19 protein-coding genes are annotated in these 18,291 nt (G+C 67.1%); 17 read left to right on the plus strand and 2 right to left on the minus strand.

The features are described from left to right. Positions 1-17: 17 nt before the first annotated feature. Both ACP7AR_RS15350 and ACP7AR_RS15355 read left to right on the plus strand, forming a co-directional pair. Positions 18-773, plus strand: coding sequence for a ThuA domain-containing protein (locus tag ACP7AR_RS15350; RefSeq protein ID WP_426187501.1), 756 nt, complete (start codon positions 18-20; stop codon positions 771-773). Then, positions 770-1,912 (plus strand): Gfo/Idh/MocA family protein, encoded by a 1,143-nt coding sequence (locus ACP7AR_RS15355; RefSeq protein ID WP_426187503.1) that lies wholly within the window; start codon positions 770-772, stop codon positions 1,910-1,912. Before ACP7AR_RS15350 ends, ACP7AR_RS15355 begins: the two co-directional genes overlap by 4 nt. A gap of 1 nt (position 1,913) precedes the next feature. On the opposite strand, the gene ACP7AR_RS15360 is transcribed toward ACP7AR_RS15355, so the two are convergent. Then, complete coding sequence (locus ACP7AR_RS15360; protein WP_426187505.1) at positions 1,914-2,975, minus strand: LacI family DNA-binding transcriptional regulator; 1,062 nt, start codon at positions 2,973-2,975, stop codon at positions 1,914-1,916. Between the two features lie 86 nt (positions 2,976-3,061). Between ACP7AR_RS15360 and ACP7AR_RS15365 the strand changes: the two genes are divergently transcribed. From ACP7AR_RS15365 to ACP7AR_RS15390, 6 genes are all read left to right on the plus strand, one after another. Further along, positions 3,062-3,883, plus strand: coding sequence for a hydroxypyruvate isomerase family protein (locus tag ACP7AR_RS15365; RefSeq protein ID WP_426187507.1), 822 nt, complete (start codon positions 3,062-3,064; stop codon positions 3,881-3,883). Continuing rightward, positions 3,880-6,069 carry an alpha-amylase family protein gene (locus tag ACP7AR_RS15370; protein ID WP_426187509.1) on the plus strand — a complete coding sequence of 730 codons (2,190 nt, stop codon included), beginning with the start codon at positions 3,880-3,882 and terminating at the stop codon, positions 6,067-6,069. Before ACP7AR_RS15365 ends, ACP7AR_RS15370 begins: the two co-directional genes overlap by 4 nt. 74 nt (positions 6,070-6,143) lie before the next feature. Beyond that, positions 6,144-6,980, plus strand: coding sequence for an RraA family protein (locus ACP7AR_RS15375; protein ID WP_426187511.1), 837 nt, complete (start codon positions 6,144-6,146; stop codon positions 6,978-6,980). Continuing rightward, complete coding sequence (locus ACP7AR_RS15380; RefSeq protein WP_426187513.1) at positions 6,980-8,281, plus strand: mandelate racemase/muconate lactonizing enzyme family protein; 1,302 nt, start codon at positions 6,980-6,982, stop codon at positions 8,279-8,281. Before ACP7AR_RS15375 ends, ACP7AR_RS15380 begins: the two co-directional genes overlap by 1 nt. Next, positions 8,278-9,075 carry an NAD-dependent epimerase/dehydratase family protein gene (locus ACP7AR_RS15385; protein ID WP_426187515.1) on the plus strand — a complete coding sequence of 266 codons (798 nt, stop codon included), beginning with the start codon at positions 8,278-8,280 and terminating at the stop codon, positions 9,073-9,075. The genes ACP7AR_RS15380 and ACP7AR_RS15385 overlap by 4 nt, the downstream gene beginning before the upstream one ends. A 56-nt stretch (positions 9,076-9,131) precedes the next feature. Then, positions 9,132-9,608 (plus strand): heme-degrading domain-containing protein, encoded by a 477-nt coding sequence (locus tag ACP7AR_RS15390; protein WP_426187517.1) that lies wholly within the window; start codon positions 9,132-9,134, stop codon positions 9,606-9,608. A gap of 7 nt (positions 9,609-9,615) precedes the next feature. Here the strand turns inward: ACP7AR_RS15390 and ACP7AR_RS15395 are convergent, their stop codons facing one another. Continuing rightward, complete coding sequence (locus ACP7AR_RS15395) at positions 9,616-10,917, minus strand: glutamyl-tRNA reductase (RefSeq protein ID WP_426187519.1); 1,302 nt, start codon at positions 10,915-10,917, stop codon at positions 9,616-9,618. Positions 10,918-11,000: 83 nt separating this feature from the next. On the opposite strand from ACP7AR_RS15395, the gene hemE reads away from it, so the two are divergent. The 9 genes from hemE to hemB all read left to right on the plus strand — a co-directional run bounded on the left by hemE (position 11,001) and on the right by hemB (position 18,278). Next, on the plus strand, positions 11,001-12,041 hold the full coding sequence (hemE, locus tag ACP7AR_RS15400; RefSeq protein ID WP_426187521.1) for a uroporphyrinogen decarboxylase: 1,041 nt from the start codon (positions 11,001-11,003) through the stop codon (positions 12,039-12,041). Continuing rightward, a complete protein-coding gene (gene hemG / locus ACP7AR_RS15405) occupies positions 12,038-13,522 on the plus strand; it encodes a protoporphyrinogen oxidase (protein WP_426187523.1) in 1,485 nt (494 codons plus the stop codon). The genes hemE and hemG overlap by 4 nt, the downstream gene beginning before the upstream one ends. Positions 13,523-13,645: 123 nt before the next feature. Then, a complete protein-coding gene (locus tag ACP7AR_RS15410) occupies positions 13,646-14,074 on the plus strand; it encodes a hypothetical protein (protein ID WP_426187525.1) in 429 nt (142 codons plus the stop codon). 1 nt (position 14,075) lies between these two features. Beyond that, complete coding sequence (locus tag ACP7AR_RS15415; protein WP_426187527.1) at positions 14,076-14,483, plus strand: phage holin family protein; 408 nt, start codon at positions 14,076-14,078, stop codon at positions 14,481-14,483. Beyond that, positions 14,470-14,745 (plus strand): hypothetical protein, encoded by a 276-nt coding sequence (locus ACP7AR_RS15420; RefSeq protein WP_426187529.1) that lies wholly within the window; start codon positions 14,470-14,472, stop codon positions 14,743-14,745. Before ACP7AR_RS15415 ends, ACP7AR_RS15420 begins: the two co-directional genes overlap by 14 nt. A gap of 61 nt (positions 14,746-14,806) precedes the next feature. Continuing rightward, on the plus strand, positions 14,807-15,484 hold the full coding sequence (hemQ, locus tag ACP7AR_RS15425; protein ID WP_426187531.1) for a hydrogen peroxide-dependent heme synthase: 678 nt from the start codon (positions 14,807-14,809) through the stop codon (positions 15,482-15,484). A 6-nt stretch (positions 15,485-15,490) separates the two neighbouring features. Continuing rightward, positions 15,491-16,483 (plus strand): hydroxymethylbilane synthase, encoded by a 993-nt coding sequence (hemC, locus tag ACP7AR_RS15430; protein WP_426187533.1) that lies wholly within the window; start codon positions 15,491-15,493, stop codon positions 16,481-16,483. Beyond that, positions 16,483-17,283 carry a uroporphyrinogen-III synthase gene (locus tag ACP7AR_RS15435; protein WP_426187535.1) on the plus strand — a complete coding sequence of 267 codons (801 nt, stop codon included), beginning with the start codon at positions 16,483-16,485 and terminating at the stop codon, positions 17,281-17,283. The genes hemC and ACP7AR_RS15435 overlap by 1 nt, the downstream gene beginning before the upstream one ends. Further along, on the plus strand, positions 17,280-18,278 hold the full coding sequence (gene hemB / locus ACP7AR_RS15440; RefSeq protein WP_426187537.1) for a porphobilinogen synthase: 999 nt from the start codon (positions 17,280-17,282) through the stop codon (positions 18,276-18,278). Before ACP7AR_RS15435 ends, hemB begins: the two co-directional genes overlap by 4 nt. Positions 18,279-18,291: the final 13 nt, after the last annotated feature.

Here is an 18,291-nt window from a genome sequence, read left to right on the forward strand (position 1 = left end):
TGGGAGCAGGCATTCACATGACTGAACGACACACACCGATCCGCGTCACGGTCTGGGGTGAGAACCGGCACGAGAAGACCGATGCGGTCGTGCAGGAGCTGTACCCGGACGGCATGCACGCCACGATCGCCGATGGTATCCGCGAGTACCTCGGGGACGACGCCGTCGTGCGCACCGCCACGTTCGACGACGATGAGCACGGACTCACAGAAGAGGTGCTCGCGGAGACCGATGTGCTGACCTGGTGGGGCCACCGTGCGCACAAGGAAGTCGACGACGACATCGTCGACCGCGTGCAGGAGCACGTGCTGTCCGGAATGGGGCTGCTGGTGCTGCACTCCGGGCACTTCTCCAAGATCTTCAAGCGGCTCATGGGGACGACCTGTTCACTGCGCTGGCGCAATGAGGATGATCGTGAGCTCGTGTGGACGGTCGACCCCGCGCATCCGATCGTCAAGGACGTGCCGAACCCGATCGACATCCCCCAGCAGGAGATGTACGGCGAGTTCTTCGATGTCCCGACGCCCGATGAAACGGTGTTCATCTCGAGCTACACCGGTGGAGAGGTGTTCCGTTCCGGGCTGACTTACAAGCGCGGCCGCGGTCGGATCTTCTATTTCAGCCCCGGCGACCAGGCCTATCCCGTGTACCACCACCCCGATGTGCGCCGTGTTCTCGCGAACGCGTGCGTCTGGGCGACGGGCCCTGTCGAGCGGAAACTGCCGATGCTGGCCCGCACGGCGCCGGTTCTCAGCGCGATGGACGCAGGATGAGCGCTCAGCCCCTGCGCGTCGTCGTCGTCGGCGCCGGCAACATGGGTCGCAGATGGATCGCTATCGCGGAGGAGTCACCCGGGTTCGAGCTGGTCGGCGTCGTGGACATCTACACGGAAGGAGCGCGCGGTGCGGCCGACGGGGTCGGGCGCGCCGACGTGCCGGTTGCTGCGACCCTCGAGGAGATCCTCGAACAGGTCGAGACGGACGCTGTCGCGAATGTGACGATCCCTGCCGCTCACTTCGACGTGACCAGGGCAGCCCTCGCACGCGGGCTCCGAGTCGTGAGCGAGAAGCCCGCGGCAGCCACGCTCGCCGAGAGCCTCGCTCTCGCCGCGGCGTCCGAGGTGCACGACAGGCTGTTCGTGGTGAGTCAGTCGCGCCGGCACAACTCGCAGCTGCACGAGCTCAGACACCAGCTCTCCGTGCTCGGACGGGTCGGGATCGCCACCACCGAGTTCTTCAAAGCGCCGCACTTCGGCGGGTTCCGCGACGAGATGGCGCACCCGCTGCTCGTCGATATGGCGATCCACCCCTTCGATTCCGCACGCTTCCTGCTCGACGCCGATCCCGTTGCGGTGTACTGCGAGGAGTACAACCCCGCGTGGAGTTGGTATCAGGGTGACGCCGCGGCCACAGCGATCTTCGAGATGACCGGCGGAGTGCGCTACATCTACACCGGCAGTTGGGCCAGTCCCGGAGCTGAGACATCGTGGAACGGCGCCTGGCGCGTCAGCGGCGAAAGCGGCAGTGCGATCTGGAACGGCGACGATCGCCCGCAGAGCGATCCGCTGTCCGCGGCGCAGATCGAGGATCTCCGATACGGCGGTGTCTCGGAGTCACTGCATTCGTTCGCAGACGCCCTGCACACCGGGGGGACCTGTTCGGGAGAGGTGCACGACAACATCCTGAGCCTCGCGATGGTGGAAGCCGCAGTGATCTCCGCAGAGCGAGGTCAGCGGGTGCGCATCGATGACGTCCTCGAGGAGGCGCGCGCGGACGCGATCGTCGCGGCCGCCGAACGCGGCGATGAGACCGTGCGTTCTGCGCTTGAATCGTGGGGCGACGCGGGTACTCATCTGCGCGGCTGGGCCGCTCGCAGCGTCGCCGTCTCCGCGCTCGATCCGGCAGGGGCGTGAGTCAGTCGTGAACAGGCGCGGTCGAAGCGCGAAGAACGAGTTCCGGGTTCTTGAGCACGGCGTCGCCCTGCGGGTGCTCGCCGAGCAGGCGCAGCAGCGTGATCGCGGCGGCTCGACCGCGCTGCTCGGCATCGCGGACCACGGTGGTGAGGGCCGGCGTCATCCACTCTCCGAGATCGGCGCCGCCGTACCCGATGATCGAAAGGTCCTCCGGCACTCGGACGCCGAGTTCGACGGCCGTTCGGATGCTCGCGATGGCCATGGCATCGGAGGCGTAGAGAATCGCTGTCGGCGCCGTCGCACCTCCCAGCATTCGTCGCGTCTCTTCGGCTGCACGCTCGGGGACATAATCGGCGAAGACGTCATCGAACGGGGAGAGTCCCAGCGCCGCCAGCGCGGCCGTGAACGCCGAGCGGCGCGCCTCGGACTGGTAACGGCCGGGGGTGCCTCCGATATAGGCGATACGCCGGTGACCGAGGGCGAACAGATGCTCGATGGCATCCTCGACGCCGGCCTCGGGGTTAGGGGACTCGACGTGCGCGATCTTGGTTCCGGGGAACGGCGTCCCGACCAGGACTGCGGGCATGCGGTTGTCTGCGAGCACGTCGAAGCGCGGATCGTGCTCGGCACCGTCGGTGAGGATCATGCCGTCGACGCGCCGGGTCTCTGCGACGCGACGGTATGCGGCGAGCTGGGCGGCAGGTTCACGGCCGACCGCGTAGAGCAGCAGTCCGTAGTCGAACGCGGCGAGCTCGGACTCGATGCCAGCCAGGAACGACGCTGTACCGAACCCGATGTCGACACGGGTATTCGGTTTGTCGAGAACCAGACCGACCGTCTGCGAACGCGATCGCCGCAATGCCGTCGCCGTCGCGCTCGGCGTCCAGTTCAGTTCACGTGCGGCTTCCTGGATGCGCCGGGTCGTCTCGGCGGAGATGCTGCCCGTGCGATTGAAGACCTTCGACACGGCGGCACGCGACACTCCGGCCAGAGCTGCGACGTCGGCGATCGTGGCGCGACCTCGCGTCGTCCCGACGGCCGGTTCCGGCTGCATGTCGCTCATCGCGCTCCTGTTCACATCGTGACGCGTGTATCGATAACCGTCGCGAATCATCTTGTCACAGCGACACACACCAGAACGGATGGGTCATGACCTCGTCGATCGTTGCCAACGTCTCGCTGCTGTACGCAGACCTGCCGGTCCTGGAGCGGCTTCAGGCCGCCAGAGTCGCCGGGTTCGACCTCGTGGAATCGTGGTGGCCGTTCGACACGCCGTCGCCGTCGAACGAAGACGTAGACGCCCTGCTGAGAGCGATCGATGAGGCCGGCGTCCGCCTCGTCGCACTCAACATGTACGCAGGGGACATGGCCGCAGGCGAACGCGGTGTGTTGTCCCACCCGGGTCGGGAAGTCGACCTGCAGCGGTCACTCGCGTCTACCGCGCGGATCGCGCAGCACACCGGGTGCACGCACTTCAACGCGCTTTACGGGCTGCGCATCCACGGCGTCAGCGACGAAGCCGCCCTCGACGTTGCGGTGACCAACCTCCGTCGTGCCGCTGCCGCACTTGAAGGTGCGACGTTTCTGCTCGAACCGCTCAGCAGTGCTGCGAACGTCGGTTATCCGCTCGAGTCTCTCGATGATGCGGAGCGTGTGAGGGCTCGGGCTGCCGCACAGGGAATCGACTCGATCCGGTTGCTGTTCGACTCGTTCCATCTCTCGTCCAACGGTCGTGATCTCGAGAGGGAGATCACGAGGCACGCAGCTCGCATCGCTCACGTGCAGCTCGCCGACGACCCGGGACGCGGCGCACCGGGAACGGGACACATCGACTTCGTCGGAGTGCTGCGGACGCTGTCCGAGGTGGGCTATTCGGGACGCATCGCAGCCGAGTATGCACCAGGGGCGCAGACGGTGAGCGCGCGAGCAATCGAGGCGGCACTTGGGCTGGATCGAGAGGTCGCGGAATGAGCACCGTCGAATCCCTGTCGACCTCGGATACTGCCGCCGGTGCCCAGCGGTCCGAACTCCCGTGGTACGACCGCGCCATGCGCTGGGCGCAGCTGACGATGGTCGGTGACGACCCGCGACCCGGCAGCGGTTTCGATCCGGAGTTCTGGATCGATTACATGCGCGATATCCGCGCCGACGCCGCATGTCTGAGCGCCGGCGGGTACATGGCGTTCTATCCGAGTGACGTGGAAGGGCACCATCGCAGCCCGCACCTCGGTGACAGCGATCCCTTCGGCGCCCTCGTGAGAGGTGCACGCGGACTGGGACTCGTGGTGATGGCGCGCATCGACTCGCACGCCGTGCACGGAACGATCGCGGCACGGCATCCGGAGTGGCTCAGCCGCAAAGCCGACGGAACTCCGCAGGAGCACTGGTCGGCGCCGAACGTGTGGCTCACGTGCCCATTCGGCCCGTACGCGACCGAGTTCGTGCCCAAGATCAACGCGGAGATCCTCGAACGCTATGACGTCGATGCGATCTTCGCCAACCGCTGGACAGGCGAAGGGCGGTGCTACTGCGAGGGGTGCCGCGCGCAGTACCGGGAGGCGACGGGCGGCGCAGAGATTCCGCCGCTGCCGACGAAGAACGGCGGCTACACCGCGGAGGAGATCCGCTACCGCCAATGGTGGGAGCGCACGCTGCTCGGCATCGCACGCACTTGGGACGAGCAGATCCGCGCCATCAAGCCCGAGGCGCGGTTCGTGCCGAACTCCGGAGGCGGCGCGCTCAGCCCTCTGGACATGTCGGCGCTCGCCGCGCAGTCGGACATCCTGTTCGCAGACAAGCAAGCGCGGAGCGGGCTGAGTCCCGCCTTCACGAGCGGGCGCCATGCCAAGGAGTTCCGCGCGGTCATGGGGAACAAGCCGGTCGGCGGCATCTTCAGTATGGGCATCGAAGAGGCGCACCGCTGGAAGGACTCGGTGCAGGTCGCCGAGGAGATCCGGATGTGGGTGGCGTCGGCCACCGCCAACGGGGTGCGTGCCTGGTTCACCAAGTTCGCAGGCACCGTTCACGACACCCGCTGGCTCGAAGTCGTCAAGGACATCTACGTGTGGCACGCCGAGAACGAGCGTTACCTGCGCAACACTCACTCGATAGCCGACATCGGACTCGTGTACTCGCAGCAGAGCGCGCGTGCCTTCGACGGCGCTGAGTCCGAGCGGACCGTGCAGCGCCCGATCCTCGGCTGGTACCAGATGCTGATCGAGGCGCGGATGCCGTTCGATATGGTGCACGACCAACTGCTCGACGGGGATGCGCTCGCGAAGTACAAGGTGCTGATCCTGCCGAACACCGTCGCGATGTCGGATCGGCAGACCGACCAGCTCCGAGCGTTCGTCGCCCGCGGCGGCACGCTCGTGGCGACGTACCGCACGAGCCTCCTGGACGAGCATGGCCGAGAGCGCGACGACTTCGCCTTGGGCGATCTGTTCGGGGTCAGCGCACACGGCGTGCGCACGGACGTGTCGAACTCGTACCTGAGACTCAAAAGTGCCGGCGATGATGGCGCGGCGACGCGGGTGCTGAGGGGGATCACCGGGACGAACGTCATCATCAACTCGGCCAGTCGGGTCGAAGTGACGATGCGCGACGATCAGGATGCGAGTGAAGCCATCTCACGCGCGGTGCCGGTGACGCTCATCGACTCGTATCCCGACCTGCCGATGGAGGACGTCTACCGCCGGGACGCCGACGAGAGCACTCCGCAGCTCGTGCTCTCGCGGTTCGGTGCCGGTCGGGTGGCGTATTTCGCGAACGACATCGACAGGGCCTTCAGCGATTTCCTCGTGCAGGACCATTTCGAACTCATGCGCGGCGTCATCGACTGGGCGAGAGACGCGGCGGAACTCGTGAGCGTGCGCGGGGCGGGTGTGATCGAGGTCGTCGCGTGGGAGCAGTCCACCTCGATGACTGTGCACCTCGTGAACATGACGAACCCGCGCTATCTCAAGGGTCCGATCATCGAACTGCTGCCCAGCCCCGAGCAGTTCGTGTCGATCGGGATCCCCGAGGGGCGAGGAGTCGAACGCGTGCGGCTGCTTCGAGCCGGCATCGAGGCCGATCCCCTCATCGTCGACGGGCGCGTCGAGCTCACCATCGACTCCGTGCTCGATTTCGAGGTGATCGCGATCGACTTCGATTGAGCGGCATCAGCCGGCAGCAGCAACAGCGCAACCTCATGTGAACCACAACCGCAGTACCGACCAGGGAGAAAACCGTGCCAGTCGATGGCTTCTTACAGAGCCCAGCAGACATCATCCGCCTCACCGCCGGTTGGGAGGGGGAGCGATCGGCTGATGGCCGTCCGCGCGTCGGCGATGACGTGCTCGAGCGGATCAGGACCGCCACGTCTGAGGACGCCTGGGCGACGACGCACAAGCACCACTATCCTCGGCAGTTCGCGAGCGGATGGCAGCAGACTCATCCGAGTCGAGTGCTCGTGGGGCGTGCAGTGACGGCGCAGTTCCTGCCGCACAGGCCCGACTTCGACGCGGCGGTGGTCGCCGCCGGCGAGCGCGACGGTCTGCAGGACGGCGATCGTCAGAACTCCTGGGTCATCGACGCGCTCGGCGAGGGCGATGTCATGGTGGTCGACATCTTCGGGAAGGTCGTCGAGGGTACGGTGATCGGCGACAACCTCGGCACAGCCATCGCAGCCCGCACGCACGCCGGCGCGGTGATCGACGGCGGAGTGCGTGACCTCGCCGGTCTGCAGCGGCTCGAGGACGTCAACTTCTTCTACCGTGCCGCCGACCCCACGCCGATCCGCAACGTCACGCTCGCGGGGCTGAACGTCCCCGTGCGCGTCGGCGCGGCGACTGTGCTGCCCGGGGATGTCGTGCTCGGAACGGCGACAGGCGTCTACTTCGTGCCACCGCACTTGGCCGTCGAGTTGGCTGACAGCGCATGGGAGACGGCATCGCGCGACGCCTTCGGCAAGCAGCGGCTGCGTGAAGGACGCTATTCCAGCGCTTCCATCGACACCTCTCCGTGGCTCGACGAGATCGAGGCCGATTTCCGGAATTGGAGTGAGCTCGAGGGGAGCGCGCGCTGATGTCCACCGTGAGCGATATCGGATCGCTGTCCTCGGAGACCGAGTACGAAGTGCCCGTTTCGCGTGCCTCTGCGCCGTCTCAGCTGCGCATCACCGATCTGCGCATCGCGAACCTGGTCGGCGTCCCGTTCCGTTCGACGATCGTGCGCATCGACACGAACCAGGGTATCAGCGGATACGGGGAGGTCCGTGACCAGGCGAGCGCGAACTACGTCCTCGCTCTCAAGAGCCGGCTCGTCGGCAGGAATCCGTGCGACGTCGACGCGATCTTTCGTTCGATCAAGCAGTTCGGCGGACACGGACGCCGTGGCGGCGGAGTCAGCGCCGTCGAGATGGCGCTGATGGATCTCGCAGGAAAGGCGTACGGCGTTCCTGCCTACCAGCTCGCGGGAGGAAAGCATCGCAGCGAAGTCATGTGCTACGCGGACACTCCAGGAGGTGCGGACCCACATCGCACGGCCGCGAAGCTGCGGAGCAGGCTGGACGCGGGGTACAAGATGCTCAAGGTGGATGTCGGCGTCGACCTGCTCTGGGACATCCCTGGAACCCTCATCGCGCCACCCTATGCGCGGGAGGCCGCGCTCACGATGCATCCCTTCACCGGGCAGCAGATCACTCCCGCGGGGATCGAGTACCTCGTCGACTACGTGCGCGTGCTGCGGGACGAGGTCGGTTACGCGGTGCCGCTGGCGATGGACCACTTCGGGCACATCCCGCTCGAGTCCTGCATCCGGATCGCGCAAGCCTTCGAGCAGTTCAACCTGGCTTGGCTGGAGGACATGATCCCGTGGCAGTACACGGCCCAGTGGAAGCGCCTCACCAACGCCACGACCACGCCTACATGCACGGGTGAGGACATCTATCTGGCCGAGAACTTCCGGCCCCTGATCGAAGAGGCAGCGGTCAGCGTCATCCACCCCGACCCCGCGACGTCCGGAGGCATCCTCGAGACGAAGCGGCTCGGTGACTACGCATGGGAGCATGGCATCCCCATGGCGCTGCACCTCGCGGCCTCGCCGGTTGCCACCATGGCATGCGTGCATCTCGCTGCGGCGACCGAGAACTTCATCGGTCTCGAGCATCACGCGGCGGACGTCGAAGGATGGAGTGAGCTCGTCACCGGGCTCTCGAACCCGATCATCCAGGACGGGTTCATCCAGGTCCCGGATTCTCCGGGGCTCGGCTTCGGCGATATCAACGAAGAGGCCATGCGCGGCCACCTCGATTCGGCCGACCCGGTGTTCTTCGCAGAGACGTCCCATTGGGACGCGGAGCGCAGCATGGATCGGGTCTGGGGATGACCATGCGGATCGCGGTCACTGGGGCGGCCGGTCTGCTCGGTCGTCGTGTCGTCGCCGCGGTCCGCGCGGAGGGGCATGAAGCCGTTCCGATCGACCGGATCCCGGCGCCCGACGGCGTCGCCTGCGATGTCACGGATGCGGATGAGTTGCGGGATGCCGTGGGCCACGCGGATGCTCTCGTGCATCTGGCGGCGATCACGTCTCCGCTTGACAGGCCAGCTCACGTCGTGCACAACACCAACGTGACTGGGTCGTACAACGCACTGACCGCTGCGGCCCAGCAGGACATCGGTCGGGTGGTGATGGCGTCGAGCGTGAATGCGATCGGCGGATGCTTCAGCCGTGCGCCACGGTACGACTACTTCGCGATCGATGAAGCCCATCCGTCCTACTGCGAGGATCCGTACGGCTTGTCCAAGCGCGAGGCGGAGCTGCAGGCCGAGGCGACGGTCGCCGCCAATCCGGGTCTCTCGGTCCTGTCGCTGCGGTATCACGCGCTCATCTCCGCCCGATCGGAGCGATTGGACCGTCAGCGCCCGGATGCGCGCTCGCGAGATCTCTGGGGCTGGACGCCGCTCGACGAGGCGGCGGCGGCGACCGTGCGCGCGTGCACAGTCGTCTCGGACGGGCACGTCGTCCTCAACCTCGTCGCCGGTTCCACTCTGAGCAGTACGCCCACGGCCGAACTCGCGGCCAGACACTACCCCGACGTGCCGACCACGATGCCGCTCCGAGGAAACGTCTCGTTCTACGACTCGGAACGGGCGAGGGCGATTCTCGACTGGCGCGGATGAACCGATGAGCCGGCCCGACAGGAGCCGGCAGCGAAGACGATCTGGAGAAAATGACGATGACCGTGGATTCGGATACGACGGCGGCTCTCGCAGAGGTGATCGCCCAGGAAGAAGAACTGCGCTTCGACGGCTTCGGCTACGACGACGCCTATGTCGCGGGCGCACACATGATCGATCTTGCACGCTCACGCAATCAGGCGATAGCCGTCTCGATCATGTTCGGAGCACAGCGGGTGTTCCATGCCGCGCGTGCGGGGACTCGTGTCGAGAACGACCTGTGGCTGGAGCGGAAGATCCGCACGGTGACGTCGTACGCGCAGTCGACGTACCGGGTGGGGCTGTCCTTCCGCGCTCGTGGCGCCGATTTCCGCACGACGAACTGGCACGAGCCGAACGACTACGCGCCGTTCGGCGGCGGATTCCCCATCCGTGTGGGTGAGTTGCTCGTCGGTGTCGCCGCAGTGTCCGGGCTCGCTGAGGCCGACGACCACGCGCTCGTCGTCGAGGGCCTTCGGGCCGTGCGCAGGGGGTGATGCGGGCTCAGGCGGATTCGGCTGCCGGGGCATCGGCGGCAGCCTCGGCTGTGATGCCGTAGAGCGTCTGCAGGGCGGCGGCGAACTCGTCGCCGCGTCCCTGAGCCGCGAGTTCGTGCGCGCGCGTCGTAGGAGTGTGCGTGAGCACTCCGGCGAGGTGGCGCATGGCCTGCTCGACCTTGCCGCCCTCGTCGCCACGGGCGCGGGCACGCTCGATCTCGGCTTCCATGAGCGAGAGGATGTGGGTGCGGAACGCGACGACCGATGGTGTCACGCTCTGCTGAGCGCCGACGACGTGGAACGTGTCGGCCGCCTCGCGAACGACCGTGCGGGCAGCATCCGTCGCCTGCAGCTCTTCCAGCGGGGCATGAAGACGAATGGTCTCGAGGTCGAGCAGCGCGACTCCTTCGAGAGTCGCGATGTCGGGGTCGACGTTTCGCGGCATGCCGAGATCGATGACGAGCTGCGAAGTCTGCAGGCCCATCGGGCACCCGGCCGCGGCGCTGCCGGTCGGTCCCTGCAGCTGAGCGCGGCCGAGCACCGGTTCGGTCGCGGTGGTGCAGGTGATCAGCAGGCTGGATGCCGTCGCGACGTGCGCATAGTCGGCCTCGGCGACGGCCGTGATGTCGTGCTTCTTCGCGAAGAGTTCTGCGCGCCCGGAAGGCGAGTACACCGAGATGTTCGTCGCGCCGCGCTCGCGAAGAGTCGCGAGGGTGACCGCGGCGTACGAGCCGGTGCCGACGAGCAGCACGCGCTCTGCGGACCAGTCGGCGATACGGCTGTCGGCGAGCTCAAGTGCGAGACGGACGAGCGAGCGGCCGGCGCGGCCGAGCGCTGTCACGTTCTTGACCTTGCGCTGCGCCTGGCTCGCTCTCTGGAAGAGCCGTTCGAGTTCGGGGGAGGTGGTGCCGTGCTTACGAGCCGACGTGAGCGCGCGTCGCACCTGACCGGCGATCTCGCCCTCTCCGGACACGACGGATTCCAGGCCTGATGCCACGGCGAACAGATGCTCGGCGACCCGGCGCCCCGAGTGCACGGCGTACGCGCCGTCGAGCTCCTCGGCGGGAATGCCGGCGGACTGCTCGATCGCTTCGAGCACCGCCTCGACGCCCACGGCTCCGGCCGCGGTCACCGGCTCATCGACTTCGACGTACGCCTCGAAACGATTGCACGTCGAAACGACGACTGCACCCTGCACGCACGGAGCGAGGCGCAGAAGATTCGGCGCGACGTCGTCGGGGGTGCGGCTCAGTCGTTCGAGCATTTCGAAAGAGGCGGTCTTGTGGTTCGCCGTCACACACAGCAGCACAAAGACATCCTACGCCGCCTTCCGGAGTGCCGTCTGAATGCGGGCACCGGGCACCCACAGACTCCGGATGGGAAGATGGAGGCATGCCTTCACCCACCGCCCCGTTCCTGCGTGCGCTCGCCGGAGATCGGCCGGAGCAGACCCCCGTCTGGTTCATGCGTCAAGCCGGACGCTCATTGCCGGAGTACCGCGAACTCCGAGTCGGCACCCGGATGCTTGATGCCTGTCTGACGCCCGACCTCGCCGCCGAGATCACGCTGCAGCCGGTGCGTCGACACGGCGTCGACGCGGCGGTCTTCTTCAGCGACATCGTCATCCCGCTGCGACTGGCCGGGGTGGATGTCGTCATCGAGCCAGGTCGCGGTCCGGTCTTCGCCGAGCCGGTGCGCACGCGAGCCGATGTCGACCGGATCACGTCGATCGATCCGGAGGCGCTCGATACGACCGCGATCGCGGAGGCCGTGGGCATCGTCACCGCTGAGCTCGGCGACACCCCGCTGATCGGCTTCGCCGGTGCGCCCTTCACTCTCGCGGCCTATCTCGTCGAGGGCGGTCCGTCGAAGGAGCATCTGCGCGCCCGCGCCATGATGCACACCGACCCAGACGCGTGGAACCGTCTCGCCGGCTGGCTCTCGCGTGTCTCGCGCCGCTTCCTCGAGGCTCAGCGTGACGCCGGGGCTGCGGCAGTGCAGCTGTTCGACTCCTGGGCCGGCTCGCTCAGCACCGCCGACTACCGCGCGTTCATCGCTCCCCACTCGAAGGCGGCCGTGACCGACCTCGGCATCCCTGTGATCCATTTCGGCGTCGGCACCGGGCCCTTCCTCAACGACATGAAGCTCGACGGGATCGCATCCGCCGTCGGCGTCGACTGGCGGCAGCCGCTCGATGAGGCCGCAGGCATCCTCGGCCCTGACGTGACGGTCCAGGGGAACATCGACCCGGCTCTGCTGTCGGCTCCGTGGCCCGTCCTCGAGGCGCACGTGATCGACGTGCTCGAGCGTGGCCGTGCGGCGCGAGCACACATCCTCAATCTCGGTCACGGCGTACCGCCGGAGACCGATCCGGATCAGCTCACCCGCATCGTCGAGCTGGCGCATTCGCGTTCGGACTCGGCACGCGCATGACCGAGGATCCCGTCGACCTCGCCGCCGGCGCGGCGCAGCGCCACGTCATCGTCGTCGGTGGCGGCATCGGCGGACTGGTCGCCGCGCGTGAATGCGCGAAGGTCGGTATGAACGTGACGGTACTGGAGGCGGGGACGAGCCTCGGCGGCGCGATCCGCCGCGCCGAACTCGACTCGATCGTGGTGGATGCCGGTGCCGAGAGCTACGCGACGCGTGGGGGCCACGTGCGCGAACTGCTCGCCGAACTCGGTCTCACCGATCGCATCGTCAATCCAAACCCTGCGGGGGCGTGGCTGGTCGGCATTCCCGGAGTGGCAGCGGCGCCGCTGCCCAAGGGCGGCATCCTCGGCATCCCGTCCAATCCCTTCGCGGACGATGTGCGCCGCATCATCGGCTGGGGCGGTGCGTGGCGCGCCTACGTCGACAGGCTCCGGCCGCCGCTGACGATCGGCAAGGAGCGCAGCCTCGGCCGACTCGTCGCCAAGCGCATGGGCGACAAGGTGCGGGATCGACTGGTCGCGCCGGTGACCGCCGGCGTCTACTCGGCACACCCCGATGACGTCGACACCGAAGTTGCGGCTCCCGGGCTGAACGAGGCACTCACGCGCGCGGGTTCGCTCTCGGGCGGCGTCGCGCAGTTGCTCGCGGAGCGCGCTGATCGTGCGAAGAAAGCGCCCGGTTCGGCAGTGGAAGCGCTCGCCGGTGGCATGAGCGCGCTCGTGGACGCCCTCGCAAGCGATCTCGTCGAACTCGGCGCAGTGGTGCGCACCGGCGTGGACGTCAGATCGCTCGCCCGTGCGGGTGCGGGCTGGACGGTCACGTTCCCGCTGGGTGCAGAGGCCGGTGAAGGAGCTGACGCGGGCGAGGAGGTCATCGAGACGCTCACGGCGGATGCGGTCATCGTCGCCACAGCGGAGCCCGGAGCCCGCACGCTGCTCGAAAGTCACGTCGATGCCCTCGGTGCGCCAGGCGCCGCCCCCGAGATCGAGATCGTGAGCCTGCTGCTCGATGCTCCAGCGCTCGATGCGGCCCCGCGCGGCACCGGAGTGCTCACCGTGCCGGGCAGCCACACGGCCAAGGCTCTCACCCACGCGACGTCGAAATGGTCCTGGTTGCGCGAGGCGGCCGGTGGCCGCCACATCGTGCGGGTGTCGTTCGGCGCACAGAACGAGCCCGCCGCGACTGCCGTGCTCGATGACGACGACGCTGCGCGGCTGGCGCTGCGCGAGGCAACCGAGATGCTCGGAGTCCCACTCCCGGAATCGGCTCTCGTCGACTCGCATCGCGCACGGTTCACGCAGGCGCAGCCGGCATCTCTCATCGGAGCGGCCGATCGTCGCCGTGCAGTGCGAGAAGCGGTGCACAAGGTCGAAGGCCTGGCGGTCGTCGGTGCGTGGCTCGCTGGGACGGGTCTCGCGCAGGTCATCCCGGACGCGAAGGCTGAGGCGGATCGTCTGCGTCGAGCACTGCTCTGGACGTGAGTGAACCTTGGCTGTCAACCCCCTGACGTATAGATGCCGAAATCGGCATATGGGGTTACGCTGGGTACCTGGCCGACAGGGGCAGAATCCTGCGGCTCGACCGGAACAACGTGAGGAGACCCCATGAAGGGGAAGATCGGACTCGTCGTCGGACTCGGCGTCGGTTACGTACTCGGCACGCGCGCCGGACGCGAGCGCTACGAACAGATCAAGACGCAGTGGCTCAAAGTCTGGAACCTGGACCCGGTTCAGGATCAGGTGACCAAACTCACGGCGTTCGCGGGCGACAAGGCCGCAGCGATCCCCGGCGCGGTCTGGTCCGGCATCGTCAAGGTGGCCAAGTCCGCCGGCAACGGGACGACCCCTGGTGAGAAGCTCGACTCCGCGATCGCCACGACCAAGAAGGCGGCTGAGCACGTCGCCGACGTGGCAGAAGATGTGGTCGAGGACGCGAAGCACGCAGCGAAGAAGCCCGCAGCCAAGAAGTCCACCGCCACCTCGAGCACGTCGACAGGCTCTGCGGCGAAGAAGACCACGACGAACGGGAAGTGACATGGTCCGCGGATACCGTGACCGCGCCGACGACAGCTTCCTGACTCTCCTCGGAGACGTTCCCGAACTCGTCAGCAAGCTCGTCAAGGCCGAGGTCGACGCGGCCAAGACGTGGATCTCCCGTACCGCGAAGGACGCTGGAATCGGCAGCGTCTGGTTCCTGATCGCGTTGTTCTTCCTGTTCTGGTTGATCCCGATGATCCTCGTGTTCGCCGTCGCCGGGCTTTCATCCTGGTGGCCGGTCTGGCTCTCGGCGCTCGCCGTGATCGCTCTGCTGCTGCTCTGCGTTCTGGTGTGCGCAGTGTTCGGGCTGCTGAAGTTCCGCAAGGTGCTGCGCCGGGAGAATCCCGGTCAGGCAGTCGCGACCGATATTCGACTCGTGAAGGACGCCGGTGATGACAAACTCTGAGTTGAACCTGCCTCGTACGGCTGTTCCTGCGGGGATCACAGACCCCGTCGCATCCGCTCGCGCCGAGCTGAAGGCTGCACTCGCCGCGATCGAGATCAAGGGCAATGTTCCTCGTCGCCTCGAGAAGGCGTCTGTGCGCGGCGTCGCGAAGGCGCGCGTGTTCGCGGATCGCAATCCGGTCGGCGCAGTGGCCGCCGTCGTCGGGATCGCAGCAGCGACCGGCGCGCTCGTCTGGGCGATCGCGCGGGCACTCGCACGCTGACGCCCGGCCGTCGCGGGTGACTGCATTCGCTCCTTCCTCAAGAAACGGGCAGACTGGAAGCATGTCCGACGCGAGCGAAGAGAACCCCACCGGCTTCACCCTCTGGGCTGTATGGCGACGCAATCCTGATGCGCCCGTCGCCGAGACGGACGCGACCGAGCTGGAGACGATCTCCGAGCACATCGAGAATTCCGGAGTCACGATCCGCGGCTTCTACGACGTCTCAGGGCTGAAGGCCGATGCGGATCTGCTGGTGTGGTTGCACGGCGACACCGCCGAAGAGTTGCAGAAGGCCCTGCGCCGCCTTCGACGCACCGAACTCCTGCGCACGCTGCTGCCCGTCTGGAATGTGATGGGCGTGCACCGCGATGCCGAGTTCAACCGTGCCCACGTGCCCGGTTTCCTGCGTGGCGTCGAGCCCAAGGACTGGCTGTGCCTGTACCCGTTCGTGCGCACACCGGAGTGGTACCTCGCCCCGGAAGAAGACCGCCGCAAGATGCTCGCCGATCACGGCCGAAAGGGCGCCGCGTTCAAGGGCGTCATCGCGAACACGGTCGCCGCCTTCGCGCTCGGCGACTACGAATGGATCCTCCCGCTCGAGGCGGATGACGTCACCGAACTCGTCGATCTCATGCGCGACCTTCGTTACACCGAAGCTCGTCGATTCGTGAAGGAGGAGGTCCCGTTCTTCACGGGCCGCAGGCTCCGCTTCGACGAGATCGCGGACGTACTGCAGTAGGCCGCCATGACCACTCCCATCCGTCTCGGCACACGTCGAAGCGCACTCGCGCAGGCGCAGTCCGGTCATGTCGCCGCCGCCCTTGAGAAGATCTCCGGGCGCAAGGTCGAACTCGTCCCCATCGTGTCGGAGGGGGATACCAACCGCGCGTCGCTTTCCGAGATCGGCGGCATGGGCATCTTCGCTACGCGGCTGCGCGAAGCGCTGCTGAACGGCGAATGCGACATCCTGGTGCACTCCCTCAAGGACCTCCCGACGGCGGTGCCGGACGGTCTGCTGATCGCTGCGACGCCGGCGAGAGAGGACGCACGAGACGTCGTGCTCACTCGCGACGGCACACCGCTTCACGAACTGCGCGCCGGAGCGAAGGTCGGTACCGGTTCACCTCGGCGCATCGCACAGGTGCGCCGTCGTGCACCCCGCGCGGAGATCGTCGACATCCGCGGCAACATCGGATCGCGCATGGGGAGGGTCGAATCAGGCAAATTGGATGCCGTGATCCTCGCCGCCGCCGGCCTCTCGCGCCTCGGATCCGACGTGGCTCTCGTACGCGAAGAGCTCGGCCTCGCCGAATGGCCCACTGCGCCGGGACAGGGATCGCTCGCCGTCGAGACGACGGCTGATGCACCCGAAGAACTCCTCGCAGCCCTCGCAAGGCTCGACGATCAGGCGACCCGTCTTGCGATCAGCGTTGAGCGCGGTGTCCTTGAAGGACTGGATGCCGGATGCCAGGCGCCGATGGCGGCGCACGCCGTCGTCACCGGAGACGCTGTCCGAGTGCGAACCATCGTCTACGCGCCGAAAGGCGAGCGCCGGATAGGGCTCGACGTCACCGAAACTCTGCACCGGGGGTATATTCGTCTGAACGGCAGTGGCAATGGAGCGGATGCTGCCGATGGTGCGGACCCGAATCACGCAGCACGCGAGATCGGACTTTCTGTCGCCCGTCGGCTGCTCGATCAAGGGGCGGCCGGACTCGTCTCCCGAGAGCAATCCTGATGAGCAGCACACCCGAAACGAACCATGAGAAGCCGTTGACCGGCTGGCGCGTCCTCGTTCCGCGAGGAGGCCCCTGGGGCGACGGCGTCGCCGCGAGCCTCCGTGTGCAGGGCGCCATTCCCGTCGTCGCCCCGCTGATCAACTTCGGCCCCACGAATGACCAGGCGGCGCTCGACGACGCGCTGACGAAACTTGCTGCCGGGGAGTTCGACTGGCTAACGATCACCAGCGCGACGACCGTTGACGTGCTCTTCGCGCACCGCGCGGTCGTTCCCAAGTCGACGAAGATCGCCGCCGTCGGCGAGACCACGGCAGCGGCGCTCCAGGCCGTCGGCTATGAAGTCGCGCTCGTCCCGGAGCAGGACAACTCCGCCGAAGGCATGGCAGAGCAGCTCATCGCACTCGAACCATCTCCTCGCCGCATCCTCACGCTGCGCAGTGAGATCGCGAAGCCGGTGCTCACGCGATCACTCATCGACGCCGGACACGAGGTCTCGAGCGTCGTCGCCTATCGCACAGTGGGTGTGCCGGTGACCGACCGCATCCGTCGCGACGTCGACAGCGGTCGGATCAATGCGATCCTCATCACCAGCGGCTCGGTCGCGCAGCAGGTGCGTGAGCAGTTCCCCGACATCCCCGATGACACGCTGCTCGCCGCGATCGGCCCCCGTACCGCGAAGGATGCCCGCAAGGCGGGCCTTCCCATCACTGTGGTCGCAGACAAGCAGACCGTCGACGCCCTCATCGACGCGGTCTCGCACTTCACCCTCCCGCACGCGGCCGACGAGTTCGCGCCGTGAGCTTCCCCGAGATCCGACCGCGCAGGCTCCGTCAGTCGTCGGCGGTGCGCAACCTGGTGCGCGAGACCTCATTGGAGGCTCGCCAGCTCGTGCTGCCGATGTTCGTTCGCGAGGGCATCTCCGAGGCGGTGCCGATCAGTTCGATGCCGGGCGTGTCTCAGCACTCGCTCGATTCGCTGCGCCGCGCGGCGGTCGATGCGGCTGAGGCAGGAGTCGGCGGTGTGATGCTGTTCGGCGTTCCCGCGGTGCGCGACGCGATCGGCTCCGGTGCGGATGATCCGGACGGCATCCTCAACGTCGCCACGACCGCCCTCTACGAGGAGGTCGGAGACGCGCTCGTCGTGCAGACCGACCTGTGCCTGGACGAGTTCACGGATCACGGTCACTGCGGCGTTGTGCGCCCTTCGACGGGCTCAGGGGCAGAGCCCGAGATCGACAACGACGCGACGCTCGAAAGATATGTCGCGATGGCGCTCGCGCAGGCGCGGGCAGGATCCCATCTGCTCGGCCTGTCGGGGATGATGGACGGCCAGGTCGCTGCGATCCGTCGCGGGCTGGATGCCGAGGGGTTCACCGGCACCTTGCTTCTCGGCTACGCGGCCAAGTACGCGAGCGCCTTCTACGGACCGTTCCGCGAGGCGGTCGACTCTCAGCTTCAGGGTGACCGCCGCACGTATCAGCTCGATCCGGGCAACCGGCGCGAGGGCGTGCGTGAGGCGCTCATCGATGAGGCCGAAGGCGCGGACATCGTGATGGTGAAACCCGCGATGGGCTTCCTCGACGTGCTCCGCGAGGTGCGCGACGCCGTCCATATTCCGGTGTGGGCATATCAGATCTCCGGCGAGTACGCGATGATCGAGGCCGCGAGCGCGAACGGCTGGATCGATCGACGGGCAGCCGTCATGGAGTCGCTGCTGTCCATCCGCCGCGCGGGTGCTGACGCCATCCTCACCTACTGGGCGACAGAGGCTGCCGGCTGGCTCCGCCCGCGCTGACTGCGGAGTTGCG

Source organism: Microbacterium sp. TWP3-1-2b2, from assembly GCF_049896145.1.
GTDB lineage: Bacteria > Actinomycetota > Actinomycetes > Actinomycetales > Microbacteriaceae > Microbacterium.